The sequence below is a fragment of the Pantoea deleyi genome, from assembly GCF_022647325.1.
Taxonomy (GTDB): domain Bacteria; phylum Pseudomonadota; class Gammaproteobacteria; order Enterobacterales; family Enterobacteriaceae; genus Pantoea; species Pantoea deleyi.
Map to the genome: position 1 here is coordinate 1861468 of NZ_CP071405.1, position 15131 is coordinate 1876598.

At 56.2% G+C, this 15131-nt stretch carries 12 protein-coding genes; 8 read left to right on the forward strand and 4 right to left on the reverse strand.

Annotated features, from left to right (window positions below):
• The first annotated feature begins 269 nt into the window (after positions 1-269).
• Together rnm and J1C59_RS08780 are read left to right on the forward strand one after the other, a co-directional pair.
• Complete coding sequence (gene rnm / locus J1C59_RS08775) at positions 270-1154, forward strand: RNase RNM (protein WP_140917256.1); 885 nt, start codon at positions 270-272, stop codon at positions 1152-1154.
• A gap of 12 nt (positions 1155-1166) precedes the next feature.
• Complete coding sequence (locus tag J1C59_RS08780; protein ID WP_128084037.1) at positions 1167-1787, forward strand: L-threonylcarbamoyladenylate synthase; 621 nt, start codon at positions 1167-1169, stop codon at positions 1785-1787.
• 12 nt (positions 1788-1799) lie between these two features.
• On the opposite strand, the gene J1C59_RS08785 is transcribed toward J1C59_RS08780, so the two are convergent.
• Complete coding sequence (locus tag J1C59_RS08785) at positions 1800-2447, reverse strand: serine protease (RefSeq protein ID WP_128084036.1); 648 nt, start codon at positions 2445-2447, stop codon at positions 1800-1802.
• A gap of 780 nt (positions 2448-3227) precedes the next feature.
• On the opposite strand from J1C59_RS08785, the gene rluB reads away from it, so the two are divergent.
• Positions 3228-4118 (forward strand): 23S rRNA pseudouridine(2605) synthase RluB, encoded by an 891-nt coding sequence (gene rluB, locus J1C59_RS08790; RefSeq protein ID WP_128084035.1) that lies wholly within the window; start codon positions 3228-3230, stop codon positions 4116-4118.
• Positions 4119-4170: 52 nt separating this feature from the next.
• Here the strand turns inward: rluB and cobO are convergent, their stop codons facing one another.
• Both cobO and J1C59_RS08800 read right to left on the reverse strand, forming a co-directional pair.
• Positions 4171-4761, reverse strand: coding sequence for a cob(I)yrinic acid a,c-diamide adenosyltransferase (gene cobO / locus J1C59_RS08795; RefSeq protein WP_128084034.1), 591 nt, complete (start codon positions 4759-4761; stop codon positions 4171-4173).
• On the reverse strand, positions 4761-5522 hold the full coding sequence (locus tag J1C59_RS08800) for a YciK family oxidoreductase (RefSeq protein ID WP_128084033.1): 762 nt from the start codon (positions 5520-5522) through the stop codon (positions 4761-4763). Before J1C59_RS08800 ends, cobO begins: the two co-directional genes overlap by 1 nt.
• A gap of 175 nt (positions 5523-5697) precedes the next feature.
• Between J1C59_RS08800 and sohB the strand changes: the two genes are divergently transcribed.
• The gene (sohB, locus tag J1C59_RS08805; RefSeq protein WP_128084032.1) at positions 5698-6744 is read left to right on the forward strand and encodes a protease SohB; all 1047 of its coding nucleotides are present in this window, start codon (positions 5698-5700) and stop codon (positions 6742-6744) included.
• Between the two features lie 29 nt (positions 6745-6773).
• On the opposite strand, the gene J1C59_RS08810 is transcribed toward sohB, so the two are convergent.
• The gene (locus tag J1C59_RS08810) at positions 6774-7022 is read right to left on the reverse strand and encodes a YciN family protein (RefSeq protein ID WP_128084031.1); all 249 of its coding nucleotides are present in this window, start codon (positions 7020-7022) and stop codon (positions 6774-6776) included.
• A 383-nt stretch (positions 7023-7405) separates the two neighbouring features.
• On the opposite strand from J1C59_RS08810, the gene topA reads away from it, so the two are divergent.
• From topA to acnA, 4 genes are all read left to right on the forward strand, one after another.
• Positions 7406-10030 (forward strand): type I DNA topoisomerase, encoded by a 2625-nt coding sequence (gene topA, locus J1C59_RS08815; protein ID WP_140917255.1) that lies wholly within the window; start codon positions 7406-7408, stop codon positions 10028-10030.
• Positions 10031-10213: 183 nt separating this feature from the next.
• Positions 10214-11188, forward strand: coding sequence for an HTH-type transcriptional regulator CysB (gene cysB / locus J1C59_RS08820; protein WP_111140073.1), 975 nt, complete (start codon positions 10214-10216; stop codon positions 11186-11188).
• A 496-nt stretch (positions 11189-11684) separates the two neighbouring features.
• Positions 11685-11843 carry a YmiA family putative membrane protein gene (locus J1C59_RS08825; RefSeq protein ID WP_111140074.1) on the forward strand — a complete coding sequence of 53 codons (159 nt, stop codon included), beginning with the start codon at positions 11685-11687 and terminating at the stop codon, positions 11841-11843.
• A gap of 592 nt (positions 11844-12435) precedes the next feature.
• The gene (gene acnA, locus J1C59_RS08830) at positions 12436-15117 is read left to right on the forward strand and encodes an aconitate hydratase AcnA (protein ID WP_140917254.1); all 2682 of its coding nucleotides are present in this window, start codon (positions 12436-12438) and stop codon (positions 15115-15117) included.
• Positions 15118-15131 lie beyond the last annotated feature (14 nt).

A 15131-nucleotide genomic window follows, 5' to 3' on the forward strand; every position in this document is an offset into this window, starting at 1 on the left:
TCTGAATTTCGCTCAAAAAAAAGCCCGCGTCTTGGCGGGCTCAGGTTTTCACACGGCGTTTACGCAAAGTGTGCACGATCCTGTCGCCCTTGATCGGGAACAGCGCGCCAACCCTCTGAATGCATCATTACTTCCGCCATGACTGAATACCCCTTGCGTGTGAACTTGTGTACTAGTTAACGGGTTCAGGGCGAAAATGTCAATACACTTTTTCACTGACCGCGAAAATCGTTATCATGCTGGCCGGTTTAGTTTCAGCAGGAGTTCTCTTGAGCGATATCGCCCGTTTCCCGGTTTACGATTTACACAGCCACACGCGCGCCTCGGATGGTCTGCTGTCGCCCGCCGCCCTGGTGCAGCGGGCCGTTGAGATGCGCGTCGGCGTACTGGCGATCACCGATCACGACAGCACCGCCGGGGTGGCAGAGGCGCAGCAGACGGCGAGTGAGCAGAATCTGCCGATCAGCGTGCTGGCCGGAGCCGAGCTCTCAACGCTGTGGGAGAACCATGAGATTCACATCGTGGGGCTGAACATCGATATCGATCATCCGGCGATGGTGACCTTTCTGGCCGGGCAGCTGGCCTGCCGCCAGACGCGGGCGGCCGAGATTGGCGAGCGGCTGGCAAGGGCGCGGATTCCCGATGCGCTGGCGGGCGCTACGCGCCTGGCCGATGGCGGCATCCTTACCCGCGGACATTTCGCCCGCTTCCTGATTGAGCAGGGCAAAGCGGACAACATGGCCCAGGTATTCAAAAATTATCTGGCGCGCGGCAAAACCGGCTACGTCCCGCCACAATGGTGTACAATTAAACAAGCTATTGATGCGATTCATCATTCTGGTGGCTGTGCCGTGCTGGCCCATCCGGGCCGCTACGGTTTATCGGCGAAGTGGCTTAAACGGCTGATCGCCCATTTCCGCGAAGCGGGTGGCGATGCCATTGAGGTCGCCCAGTGCCAGCAGCCGCCGAATGAGCGGACACAGCTGGCGCACTACGCCAGGGATAACGATCTGGCCGCATCACAAGGTTCTGATTTTCATCAACCCTGCCCGTGGATTGAGCTGGGCCGCAAACTCTGGCTGCCCGCCGGGGTGGAGCCGGTCTGGGAACGTTTCCCGGCACTCGCGCCATGCCCGGCCGACACGGAAAGGTGACACGAGGTTTCTATGAGTCAACTGTTTCATATCCATCCGGACAACCCGCAGCCGCGTCTGATCAGGCAGGCGGTCGACTACCTGAACAAAGGCGGTGTCATCGTTTATCCCACCGATTCCGGTTATGCGCTGGGCTGTCGGCTGGAGGAGAAGGGCGCGATGGAGCGCATTTGCCGCATCCGTCAGCTCGACGGACATCACAACTTCACCCTGATGTGCCGGGATCTCTCTGAGCTTTCCATCTATTCGCAGGTGGGCAACTCCGCGTTTCGTCTGCTGAAAAACAACACGCCAGGCAACTACACCTTCATCCTCAAGGCGACCAAAGAGGTGCCGCGCCGTTTGATGAATGAGAAACGTAAGACTATCGGTCTGCGTGTGCCGTCCAATCCGGTGGCGCTGGCGCTGCTGGACGCGCTGAATGAGCCGATGATGTCGACCTCGCTGATCCTGCCGGGCAACGATTTCACCGAATCCGATCCGGAAGAGATCCAGCACAGCATCGGCAAGCTGGTCGACCTGATTATTGACGGCGGCACGCTGGGGCAGCAGCCGACGACGGTGATCGATCTGACCACCGATGCGCCGGAAATTGTGCGTGAAGGGGTAGGCGATACCCGCCCGTTTCAGTAATTAAGCCGGGCGTCAGGCACCGCGCGCGGGTGCCTGGTCCAGGTTCGACTGCAACCAGTTCTTAAACTGGCCGTAGGGAATATAAAGTGAAACATCTTTCAGGATCACTTTTCCATTACGGCCATTTTTAATGGCATCGGAATATCCCACAATAACGCCGCTTAACGTGTCATCACTGTTATACACGCCGCCGCCCGACATGCCCTGAACCACACCGGCATTTGACGCCATCGCCAGGCAGGGGCTTTTATTCCAGTTATTCCGGATAGCGGTGCGGGCTAAATTAACGCCCTTCGACTCCACCGGCATGGCGGAAATAAAACTGTAGCCATACATTTTAACGGGATCGCCAATATCACCGCTGCGGAATTTAGCCAGCGTTCCGGCATCGTTCTTGTGATAAATAATCGCAAGATCGCAATAGGGGTGATAGGACTTTACGCGCTGCACGGCCGTTTTAGCGACGTGCGCCGCCGTCAGGCTATATTCAGGCGTCAGAGGAATGCTGGTGCCCAGTGTGCCAAGCCCGAGGATCGTCGGAATGCCAGTCACGCTCATATCTACGTGCTGCATCGCCGTCCGACTGTACTCGGTGTGGCCCACAGAACACCCGCTCAGCACCAGTGCAGCAAGCACCGGAAACAGCGTCAGGTTTCTCATGATGGGTTTCTTTCTTCTGGCATGTCAGGAAATCCCTGGTGAAGACTTTTGACATGCAAACAAGGTTCATCACTGAACCGTATTAACGCAATAATTCCGTATGCGCCGGTTTATTGGATTAATCAAAACACGATATTTATTAACGAATCACTAAGGTAAAACTTTCTTTTCGCGAACCCCTTATAACGGCAGGCTCTGCTTTTTTATTGTGCTGCTGAGATAAAGTGTATCAGCTTAATAGTGTCACACAATTTATTAAAGCTAATCAGAAACAAATATCTCTGAAAATAAGGTATTAATACAATCTTCATTAGGAATAGTCTGACTTTTGATTTTTTGCCGTTTATTAAGCGTGACTAAACGCAATCATCCAGTGAATTCTGCTGCCTTTAATCTTTTTTCCAGACATTTGAAAGCAGGAGGGGATCGGGTGAAGTGTAAGATAGTGTTAAGATTTTGATCGAAAGATTAGCAGTCCGTTAAAGCCAGAGTGGTAAGAAAATTTAATTCCCGTCAGCTATAAAGTTTTTGAAAAGGCCGTTTTATTAAACATATTCTCTAATCAAATCCTTCGCGATTAACTTCATGTGCCGATAAATTATCCGGAATAAAACCGTCAGCCTTCGAACCATCTTTAATTGTCACGGGCCCGCTCACAAAGGGCGTTACTTCGGGGTTAAATGTCTGTATAATGGGCCCAAATTGATAGGTTAAACTGTTGATTCATAAAGAATTATCACCCTACCGTGACGCCTGGGAAGGCGACAAAGAGGAAGCTCCATGAGCGAAAAGTTACAGAAAGTCTTAGCCCGGGCCGGTCATGGCTCGCGTCGTGAAATCGAATCCATGATTGCTGCTGGCCGCGTCAGCGTCGACGGCAAGGTCGCCACCCTGGGCGATCGTGTTGAGAGCAGCAAGTCCCTGAAAATCCGTATTGATGGTCATCTGGTGTCGATTGCTGAATCCGCAACCGAAGTCTGCCGTGTCCTGGCGTACTACAAACCGGAAGGCGAACTCTGCACCCGCAGCGACCCTGAAGGTCGTCCGACGGTCTTTGACCGCCTGCCGCGTCTGCGCGGCTCACGCTGGATTGCCGTTGGCCGTCTGGATGTGAACACCTGCGGCCTGATGCTCTTCACCACCGATGGTGAACTGGCCAACCGCCTGATGCATCCGAGCCGTGAAGTGGAACGTGAATATGCGGTGCGTGTCTTTGGTCAGGTTGACGACGATAAAATCCGTCAGCTGAGCAAGGGTGTGCAGCTGGAAGATGGCCCGGCTGCCTTCAAAACCCTGCGTTTTGGTGGCGGAGAGGGGATCAACCAGTGGTACAACGTCACCCTGACCGAAGGACGTAACCGTGAAGTCCGTCGTCTGTGGGAAGCGGTGGGCGTGCAGGTCAGCCGCCTGATGCGTGTGCGCTACGGCGATATCACCTTACCGAAAGGGCTGCCACGTGGTGGCTGGACCGAACTGGATCTGCCTGCGGTCAACTACCTGCGCAATCTGGTCGGGATGGATGATGAGACCGTGACTAAGCTGGTGGTGGAGAAAGATCGCCGTCGTACCAAGGCGAACCAGATCCGTCGCGCCGTGAAACGCCACAGCAAGGTGAGCAGCACACCGCGGACGCCGCGCCGCAATCCGGGCAGCAAACGCAACGCCGGATAACGACGTCACCGACGAAAAAAACGCAGCCTCCGGGCTGCGTTTTCTTTTTCAGCTACCAGTCGATGCCCTGCTGGGCCTGAATTCCGGCGTCGAAGGCGTGCTTCACCGGGCGCATCTCGGTCACCGTATCTGCGAGATCCAGCAGGCGGCGATGACAGCCACGGCCGGTAATAATGACGCTCTGATGCGCCGGACGCTGTTGCAGGGCCGTCATCACCTCATCCAGCGGCAGATAATCCATGCTGACCATATAGGTGATCTCGTCGAGTATCACCAGGTCGAGCTGTTCATCAGCCAGCATCCGTTTTGCATGCTGCCAGACGGCCAGGCAGGCGGCGGTATCCGTCTCGCGGTTCTGGGTATCCCAGGTAAAGCCGGTCGCCATCACCTGAAATTCAACGCCGTGCTGCGCCAGCAGGTTGCGCTCGCCGTTTGGCCACTCACCCTTAATAAACTGGATAGCCGCGGCGCGTTTGCCGTGTCCGGTGGCGCGCAGCGCGGTGCCAAAGGCGGCGGTGGTCTTGCCTTTGCCGTTGCCGGTAAAGACCATCAGGATGCCGCGCACCTCGGTGGCCGCAGCAATCCGCGCATCCACCTGCTCCTTGAGGCGCTGCTGACGCTGCTGGTGACGATCCTCCGCCATTACTCCGCTGCGCCTGGTTTTCTGCCGGGCTGGGCATCGAAGCTGATACCGGTCTTGCGGCGGCTGTCATCGCCCATCAGATAGAGGTAGAGCGGCATCAGATCGGCCGGGGTTTTCAGCTTACTGGCATCTTCCTGCGGAAACGCGCTGGCGCGCATGTTGGTCCGCGTGCCGCCGGGATTGATGCAGTTAACCCGCAGCGACTGGTTCTTGTATTCGTCAGCCAGCACCTGCATCATCCCTTCGGTCGCAAATTTTGAGACGGCATAGGCGCCCCAGCCTGCGCGCCCGGTACGGCCGACGCTGGAGGTGGTAAACACCAGAGAGCCTGCGTCTGACTTCAGCAGCAGCGGCAGCAGGGCCTGCGTCAGGAAGAAGGTGGCATCCAGATTGATGTTCATTACGTCCCGCCAGATCTGCGGCTCCAGTTCGGCCAGCGGCACGATTTCGCCGAGGATCCCGGCGTTGTGCAGCACGCCATCCAGACGCGGGAACTGCTGCTGCAGCCGATCGGCCACCTGGCGGCAGCGCTCCGGGGTCGCCTCAGCCAGATCGAACACCAGGGTGTGAGCAGGGCGTTTATTCAGCTGATTAATGGCCTGTTCGACCTGCTGAAGTTTCTCAGGATTGCGACCCATCAGGATCACGTCAGCGCCATAGCGCGCATAGGTCAGCGCCGCTTCCCGGCCAATGCCATCTGAAGCGCCAGTGACCAGGATAATACGGTGATTGAGCAGGTCGCTTTTCGGTTGATAATGCACAGCGGGGTTCCTCCGGCGAAAACAGCATGATTCCGCTTTATGCCTGAAATAACGAATCGGCGCAATCGCCAGGGTGCGCATTCTGTGCCGGCTGCTGGCATTTCAGGCGACGAGGTGGAGCAAAGCGGCTAAACTGGCAGACTGTTTTCGATTTTCTGTTTACTAAGGCGACCTGATGGATTTTATTTCGACGTATGGACTGTTTTTAGCGAAAGCGGTGACGCTGGTGGTTGCCGTTGCCGCGATTGTCATGATTATCATGAATGCCGCGCTGCGCAAGCGGGCACAAAGCGGGCAGCTTCGTCTGACGCATCTGGGTGATGACTATCAGCAGATGAAAGAGGATCTGCAGCTGGCAAAAATGAAACCGCAGGCGCAAAAGGTCTGGCTGAAAAACCATAAAAAGAGCGAAAAGCAGAAAGCCAAAGCGGAAAAGCAGGCGGCGAAGCAGGGACAGACCCTCAGTGAGAAGCCCACGCTCTATGTGCTCGATTTCAAAGGCAGCATGGACGCGGGTGAGGTGAGTTCACTGCGTGAAGAGATCTCTGCCGTGCTGGCGGTGAAGCAGCCGGGTGACGAGGTGCTGCTGCGTCTGGAGAGTCCGGGTGGGGTGGTGCATGGCTATGGCCTGGCGGCCTCGCAGCTACAGCGTCTGCGCGATGAGGGCGTACGCATCACCGCCGCCGTGGATAAAGTGGCGGCCAGCGGCGGGTACATGATGGCCTGCGTGGCCGACCGCATTGTCGCGGCGCCGTTCTCGATTATCGGCTCCATCGGCGTCGTCGCGCAGATCCCGAACTTCAACCGCCTGCTGAAGCGCAATGACATTGACGTTGAGCTGCACACCGCCGGTCAGTACAAGCGCACGCTGACCCTTTTCGGGGAGAATACGCCGGAAGGCCGGGAAAAATTTCAGGAAGATCTGGATGAGACGCACCTGCTGTTCAAACAGTTTGTTCACCAGATGCGGCCGTCACTGGATATCGATCGGGTGGCAACCGGTGAACACTGGTATGGCCGTCAGGCGCTGGAGCTGGGCCTGATTGATGAAATCGACACCAGCGACGACCTGATCATCCGTCACATGGACCGGTTCAGCGTCCTGGGCGTGCACTACGCCCGTCGGCGTAAAATGATGGATCGCTTTACCCAGAGCGCCGGGTCGGTGGCGGAGCGGCTGCTGCTGAAACTCTGGCAGCGCGGCGAGAAGCCCCTGCTGTGACGCGAAACCCGGCCCCGTGCCGGGTTTTTTTATTCCAGATGGTAGAGCGGCGATAACGTCACGGCCAGGTGTTTGAAGACGTTGAACACGGCCGTGGTTTTAGGCGTCGGCAGGCCGTCGGCGTCCAGAAAAAATGGGCCGCGAAAAACCAGCACATCGCCCTGCTGCGTCACCTCGTCCGCCGCCATTCCCGCTAAATAGTCATCGTGTTGCCTGATCAGTGCATTGGCTTTTTCCAGCAATGCCTGGCGGGAAATAGCCTGTGTTGTTTTCTGCATTTATTCACTCCTTTTTGACACTCTCCGAATCCTTTCTATATTACTGGCGAGCAGTATGGCGTGACAACAGGGCGCAGAACGCTGGATTCTGTGCGGAAACCTGGCGTAAGTCCGGGCTGAGTGCTAATTAAGTTGCGTAACAGATTTTATCAGGTAGAGTGTGGGCGATTCCGATTTCAGGGATTTTGCACCGGGATGTGCGATAAGTTCAGATGGAAAAAGCACTCTTTATCATGTAGTTGCATAAAGTCACATCATCTGTTCTGAGATTGACCCCTCCGCCTTGAAATGTTAAACAGGCGCAGCAATATTGAACCCAATGGGTTTTTGGGCATCCAATCCTCTCCCGCTAAGCAGGATGTTTTCATTAGGTAAAGGTAAATATGGGTAAAGCACTCGTTATTGTTGAGTCCCCGGCAAAGGCTAAAACAATCAATAAATACCTGGGCAGTGACTACGTGGTTAAATCCAGCGTGGGTCATATCCGGGATCTGCCGACCAGTGGGTCAACCGCAAAGAAGAGTGCTGACGCCTCGACAGAGAAGAAAGCCAAAGACGCTTCGACCGACAAGAAAGTCAAAAAAGTTAAAAAAGATGAGAAAGCCGCGCTCGTCAGCCGTATGGGCGTAGACCCGTATCACGGCTGGGAAGCGGATTATCAGATCCTGCCCGGCAAAGAGAAAGTCGTTGCCGAGCTGAAAGCGTTAGCCGCCAGTGCTGACCACATCTATCTCGCAACCGACCTTGACCGCGAAGGGGAAGCCATCGCCTGGCACCTGCGGGAAGTGATCGGCGGCGACGACTCACGCTTCAGCCGCGTCGTGTTTAACGAAATCACCAAGAATGCGATCCGCCAGGCGTTTGAAAAGCCGGGCGAGCTGAATATCGATCGGGTTAATGCTCAGCAGGCGCGTCGTTTTATGGACCGTGTGGTGGGCTACATGGTTTCGCCGCTGTTGTGGAAGAAGATCGCCCGTGGCCTCTCGGCCGGACGTGTGCAATCCGTTGCGGTCCGCCTGGTGGTGGAGCGTGAACGTGAGATCAAAGCCTTTGTTCCCGAAGAGTACTGGGAGATCAATGCCGCGCTGACCACGCCGAAGGGCGATGCGCTGTCGATGGACGTGACTCACAACGGTGACAAGGCCTTCCGTCCGGTCAACCGTGACGAGACCTACGCCGCCGTAGCGCTGCTGGAAAAAGCGCGCTTTGAGATTGTGGATCGTGAAGATAAGCCGACCAGCAGCAAGCCGGGCGCGCCCTATATCACCTCGACTCTGCAGCAGGCGGCGAGCACCCGTCTGGGCTTTGGCGTGAAGAAAACCATGATGATGGCCCAGCGGCTCTACGAAGCGGGTCACATTACCTATATGCGTACCGACTCGACCAACCTGAGTCAGGATGCGGTCGCCATGGCGCGCGGCTACATCGAAAGCCATTTCGGCAAGAAATATCTGCCTGACAATGCCATCACCTACGCCAGCAAAGAGAACTCTCAGGAAGCGCACGAAGCGATTCGTCCTTCTGATGTGGAAGTGGTGGCGGAAAAGCTCAAGGATATGGAAGCGGACGCGCAGAAACTCTATCAGCTGATCTGGCGTCAGTTTGTGGCCTGTCAGATGACCCCGGCCAGATATGACTCCAGCACCCTTACCGCTGCCGCCGGTGATTTCCGTCTTAAAGCCAAAGGCCGGATCCTGCGGTTCGACGGCTGGACTAAAGTGATGCCTGCGCTGCGCAAGAACGATGAAGATCGTACGCTGCCTTCGGTCAGCGTGGGTGATGTGCTGGATCTCAATACGCTGGTGCCGGGTCAGCACTTCACCAAGCCACCGGCGCGCTTCAGCGAAGCTTCGCTGGTGCGTGAGCTGGAGAAGCGGGGTATCGGTCGTCCTTCTACCTACGCGGCGATTACCTCGACCATTCAGGATCGCGGCTACGTCAGAGTGGAAAACCGCCGTTTCTATGCGGAAAAAATGGGCGAAATCGTCACCGACCGCCTGGAAGAGAACTTCCGCGAACTGATGAACTACGATTTCACCGCTCACATGGAGAGCAGCCTCGACCAGGTCGCCAACAATCAGGCGGAATGGAAAGCGGTGCTCGATCACTTCTTCAGCGACTTCACTCAGCAGCTTGAGCTGGCCGAGAAAGATCCTGAAGAGGGCGGCATGCAGCCAAACCAGATGGTGCTCACCTCGATTGACTGCCCGACCTGTAGCCGTCAGATGGGCATCCGCACCGCCAGCACCGGCGTCTTCCTGGGCTGCTCGGGCTATGCGCTGCCGCCGAAAGAGCGCTGCAAACAGACCATCAACCTGATCCCGGAAAATGAAGTTCTGAATATTCTGGAAGGGGATGATGCGGAAACCAACGCGCTGCGCGCCCGTCGCCGCTGCCAGAAGTGCGGCACCGCGATGGACAGCTACCTGATCGACAGCGAACGCAAGCTGCACGTCTGCGGTAACAACCCGGAGTGCGATGGATACGAGATCGAGAAAGGGGAATTCCGCATCAAGGGCTATGACGGCCCGGTGGTGGAGTGCGAGAAGTGCGGTTCGGAGATGCACCTGAAGATGGGCCGCTTTGGTAAATACATGGCGTGCACCAACGAGGCGTGTAAGAACACCCGTAAGATCCTGCGGAGTGGTGAAGTTGCGCCACCGAAAGAGGATCCGGTTCCGCTGCCTGAACTGGCGTGCGAAAAATCGGATGCCTACTTCGTGCTGCGTGACGGCGCGGCGGGCGTCTTCCTGGCGGCGAACACCTTCCCGAAATCGCGTGAAACGCGCGCTCCGCTGGTCGAAGAGCTTCAGCGCTTCAGCGACCGCCTGCCGGAGAAGCTGAAATATCTGGCCGAGGCGCCAGCCGCCGACCCGGAAGGCAACAAGACGCTGGTGCGGTTCAGCCGCAAGACAAAGCAGCAGTATGTCTCCTCTGAGAAAGAGGGCAAGGCAACCGGCTGGTCAGCCTTCTATATAGACGGCAAATGGCAGGAAGCGAAAAAGTAATCCATTCAGGCCAGCGTTCGCTGGCCTTTTTCTGAGCCTTATATCAATCCGTTCTACTCTCTCACTTAAACTGATATAGTTGTTATAGCATTTCCGCCTTTCCTGATGCATAGCCTCTCTTCAGCCTCGCGACTATCCGTCAACCGGGGATGCGACTCTGTAACTTACCGGGATAAAACAGATATGAAATTACAGCAGTTGCGCTATATCGTCGAAGTGGTAAACCATAACCTCAACGTCTCTTCGACGGCGGAAGGTCTCTACACCTCTCAACCCGGCATCAGTAAACAGGTGCGCATGCTGGAAGATGAGCTGGGGGTACAAATCTTTGCCCGCAGCGGTAAACATCTCACCCAGGTCACGCCCGCAGGGGAAGAGATCATCCGTATTGCGCGTGAAGTGCTCTCCAAAGTGGACGCCATCAAGTCGGTGGCCGGTGAGCACACCTGGCCGGATAAAGGCTCGCTCTACGTAGCCACGACGCACACCCAGGCGCGTTATGCGCTGCCGGGCGTCATCAAAGGCTTTATCGAACGCTATCCGCGCGTCTCGCTGCATATGCATCAGGGGTCGCCAACCCAGATCGCGGAAGCCGTCTCCAAGGGCAACGCGGACTTTGCGATTGCCACCGAGGCGCTGCATCTCTATGACGATTTAATCATGCTGCCGTGTTACCACTGGAACCGGGCGATTGTGGTGACCGCCGACCACCCGCTGGCCGGAAAAGGGCAGGTCTCTATCGAGGAGCTGGCCGAATACCCGCTGGTGACCTATACCTTCGGCTTTACCGGGCGCTCGGAGCTGGATACGGCCTTTAATCGTGCCGGCTTAACGCCGCGTATCGTCTTTACCGCCACCGACGCGGACGTCATTAAAACCTACGTCCGTTTAGGCCTGGGGGTCGGGGTGATCGCCAGCATGGCGGTGGATCCGGTTGCCGACCCTGACCTGATCCGCATCGAAGCCGCCGATATCTTTACCAACAGCACCACCAAGATTGGCTTCCGCCGCAGCACCTTCCTGCGCAGCTATATGTATGATTTTATCCAGCGTTTTGCGCCGCACCTGACCCGCGACGTGGTGGACACGGCGGTGGCGCTGCGCTCAAACGAAGACATTGAGGCGATGTTTAAGGATATCCGGCTGCCGTTTAAATAGAGTTTATGCCCCATGTTGAAACATAAGGCTGCCTGGTGCAGCCTTTTTTGTTTCCAGGCTTTAGCGCCAAATGAGAATCAAAAGTTTTTATGATTTTTTTGTAAATGAAACATTGATCACAGGTTTCCCGGTTCAGCTTTCTTAAATGCGAATTACAACACACTTTTAACTATGTCACTTTGCGACACGCCAGGATTATTCCCATACTCCAGTTAACAGCCGATTCGTTTAGCCAGCAAACACGGGGTTCTTACGTTGAGACTGTAGTTATAAATGGATCGGATTTTAATTTAACTCAAATTTTTGAGTGCCTGATTTAATTAAAAGTTCGTTCCGGAGTTAATGATTTCTTACGTTACTGGCGTCTAATGATTAATACCGTTAATCGTTTTACTCAATAAAAATAACTGGATTTTTGGCCTTAACGCGTTTAGGATTCCTCCTAAATCTTAATCGATGTTATCAATCATTTTGTTGAGAGTGATTATCAAAAACTATGAATACACGACTGACAGTAGAACCGGGTTTTCCGGTAAAAAGCACCAAGGTTGAGCGCACCGGCAACACCCGTCGCAATGCCTGGTTAACCGTATTCGCTGCTTCTGCGCTGTTCTGGGTAGTGGTCGCGTTAATGATCTGGCGTATCTGGGGCTAAAGCCATGTGGGCACATACACTCAGCCATAAACCTTCACTGACTTCGCGCCAGCACAAGCCGGTTGCCTGCAAGGGCAAAGAACCGCTTGCAAAGGACGATAAAGTGTCTATCCCCGAATCGTGGGATTTGAGTGATAACCAGAGACTTTTTATTGAGTCGTTTCTGGACCCGAAAAACAAATAAGGTTTTAAGACCGTTTATTTGTCACTGTTCTTTATTACCGATGTTCCCGGCGCGCTTTCGGGCAGCCAATCTCCACACCTGTACGACCAAAGGGTGTCGCCTCAGTGAGGGTGACCGCTAAACTTTTACGCCCGATTCCGGCGAAGGAGTAGATACAATGAATATTATTAAAATGTCCTGGCTTAGCGCGTATGCATTCTCTTTTGCGTTCTGGTCTGCGGCGGTGTGGATAGCGCTCTAATCTGAATACTCCCTCTTTTATGATGCCTCGTGATTTCACGGGGCATTTTCGTTTACGGCGATTGTAGCAATTTGTGTTGTAATCAAAACGTTAACGAATTTGTGGTCTATCTTTAACATAAACCTTTGTCTCTCTGAGGTTAAGACCATGAACGAAAAGGAGGAGCTATGTCGTCTACCCTACGCGAGCAGAGTCAGGAAATACTGCAGGTCGACACCAAAAAATATCACATCTTCAGTCTTCCCCGTGCGGCTCAGCATCTCGGCAATATCGATAAACTGCCCAAATCTCTCAAGGTTCTGCTGGAAAATCTGCTGCGCTGGCAGGATGGCGACTCTGTCACTGCAGAGGACATCCAGGCGCTGGTGAACTGGCAAACCGATGCCCACGCCGATCGCGAAATCGCCTACCGGCCAGCCCGTGTCCTGATGCAGGACTTTACCGGCGTCCCGGCCGTGGTTGACCTGGCGGCCATGCGCGAAGCGGTCAATCGCCTGGGTGGCGATGTGGCAAAAGTGAACCCGCTTTCCCCGGTGGATCTGGTAATTGACCATTCGGTCACCGTGGACCATTTTGGCGATGATGACGCCTTCGAAGAGAACGTCCGGCTGGAGATGGAGCGCAACCATGAGCGCTACGTTTTTCTTCGCTGGGGTCAGAAAGCCTTCGATAAATTCCGCGTGGTGCCGCCGGGCACCGGTATCTGTCACCAGGTGAACCTGGAGTACCTCGGCAAGGCGATCTGGCACGAGACCCGCGACGGGGAAGAGTACGCCTGGCCGGATACGCTGGTCGGCACGGATTCACATACCACCATGATCAATGCGCTGGGCGTGCTGGGCTGGGGCGTCGGCGGCATCGAAGCGGAAGCCGCGATGCTGGGGCAGCCTGTCTCGATGCTGATCCCGGATGTGGTCGGTTTCAAACTCACCGGCAAACTGCGGCCGGGCATTACCGCCACCGATCTCGTGCTCACCGTAACCCAGATGCTGCGTCAGCACGGCGTGGTGGGCAAGTTTGTGGAATTTTATGGTGATGGGCTGGCGGACCTGCCGCTGGCGGATCGCGCGACCATTGCCAATATGGCACCGGAATATGGGGCCACCTGCGGCTTCTTCCCGGTGGATGACGTCACGCTGAGCTACATGACGCTGACCGGCCGCGATGCTGAGCAGGTCGCGCTGGTTGAAGCCTACGCCAAAGCGCAGGGGCTGTGGCGTCATGCCGGTGATGAGCCGCGTTTTACCAGCACGCTGGCGCTGGACATGAATGACGTCGAATCGAGTCTGGCCGGGCCAAAACGTCCGCAGGACCGGGTTTCGCTGGGCGATGTGCCCGCCGCCTTTGACGCCAGCAATGAGCTGGAGGTCAACCACGCGCAGAAACCGCATAAAAACGTCGAATACACCGACAGCGATACCGGGCTGACCCACACGCTGACCGACGGCGCGGTGGTCATCAGCGCCATCACCTCCTGTACCAACACCTCTAACCCCAGCGTGCTGATGGCCGCCGGGCTGCTGGCGAAAAAGGCAGTCGAGCGCGGGCTGAAACGCAAGCCGTGGGTGAAGGCGTCGCTGGCGCCCGGCTCCAAAGTGGTGTCAGACTATCTGGCCGTGGCGCAGCTCACCGCCTATCTGGACAAGCTGGGCTTCAACCTGGTCGGTTACGGCTGCACCACCTGTATCGGTAACTCCGGCCCGCTCAAAGATGAGATTGAATCCGCCATTAAAGCGGGTGACCTGACGGTGGGGGCGGTGCTATCCGGCAACCGTAACTTCGAAGGGCGTATTCATCCGCTGATTAAAACCAACTGGCTGGCTTCGCCGCCGCTGGTGGTCGCCTATGCGCTGGCGGGTAATATGAAGATCAATCTGCAGACCGACCCGCTGGGTCACGATCCGCAGGGCCAGCCTGTCTATCTCAACGATATCTGGCCATCGCCGGAAGAGATCGCCACCGCCGTACAGCAGGTGACCAGCGACATGTTCCACAAAGAGTACGCAGAAGTCTTTGACGGCACGCCAGACTGGCAGGCGATCAAGGTCAGTGAAGCGGCGACTTACGCGTGGGATGAAGGCTCGACCTATATCCGCCTCTCTCCGTTCTTTGACACGATGCAGAAAGAGCCGGAGCCGGTGCAGGATATCCGCGGCGCGCGGGTGCTGGCGCTGCTGGGTGACTCGGTGACCACCGACCACATTTCACCTGCGGGCAGCATCAAGGCAGAAAGCCCCGCAGGGCGTTATCTGCTGGCGCACGGGGTAGAACGCACCGACTTCAACTCCTACGGTTCGCGTCGCGGCAACCATGAGGTGATGATGCGCGGCACCTTCGCCAATATCCGTATCCGCAATGAGATGGTGCCCGGCGTCGAGGGCGGTTACACCCGTCACTACCCGAGTGGTGAGCAACTGGCCATCTATGACGCGGCGATGAAATATCAGGCGGAAGGGGTGCCGCTGGCGGTCATCGCCGGGCGGGAGTATGGTTCGGGTTCAAGCCGTGACTGGGCGGCCAAAGGGCCTCGTCTGCAGGGCGTCCGGGTGGTGATTGCCGAATCCTTTGAGCGTATCCACCGATCCAACCTGATCGGGATGGGGATTCTGCCGCTGGAGTTCCCGCAGGGCGTGACCCGGAAAACGCTGGGGCTGACGGGGGAGGAGCGCATCGACGTCGAAAATCTGCAGGCACTGACGCCGGGCTGTACGGTGAAGGTGACCCTGACCCGCGCGGATGGCAGCAAAGAGGAGCTGGACACCCGCTGCCGCATCGACACCGGTAACGAGCTGACCTACTACCGCAACGACGGCATCCTGCACTACGTCATCCGCAATATGCTGAACTGATAAAAAAAGCCGGG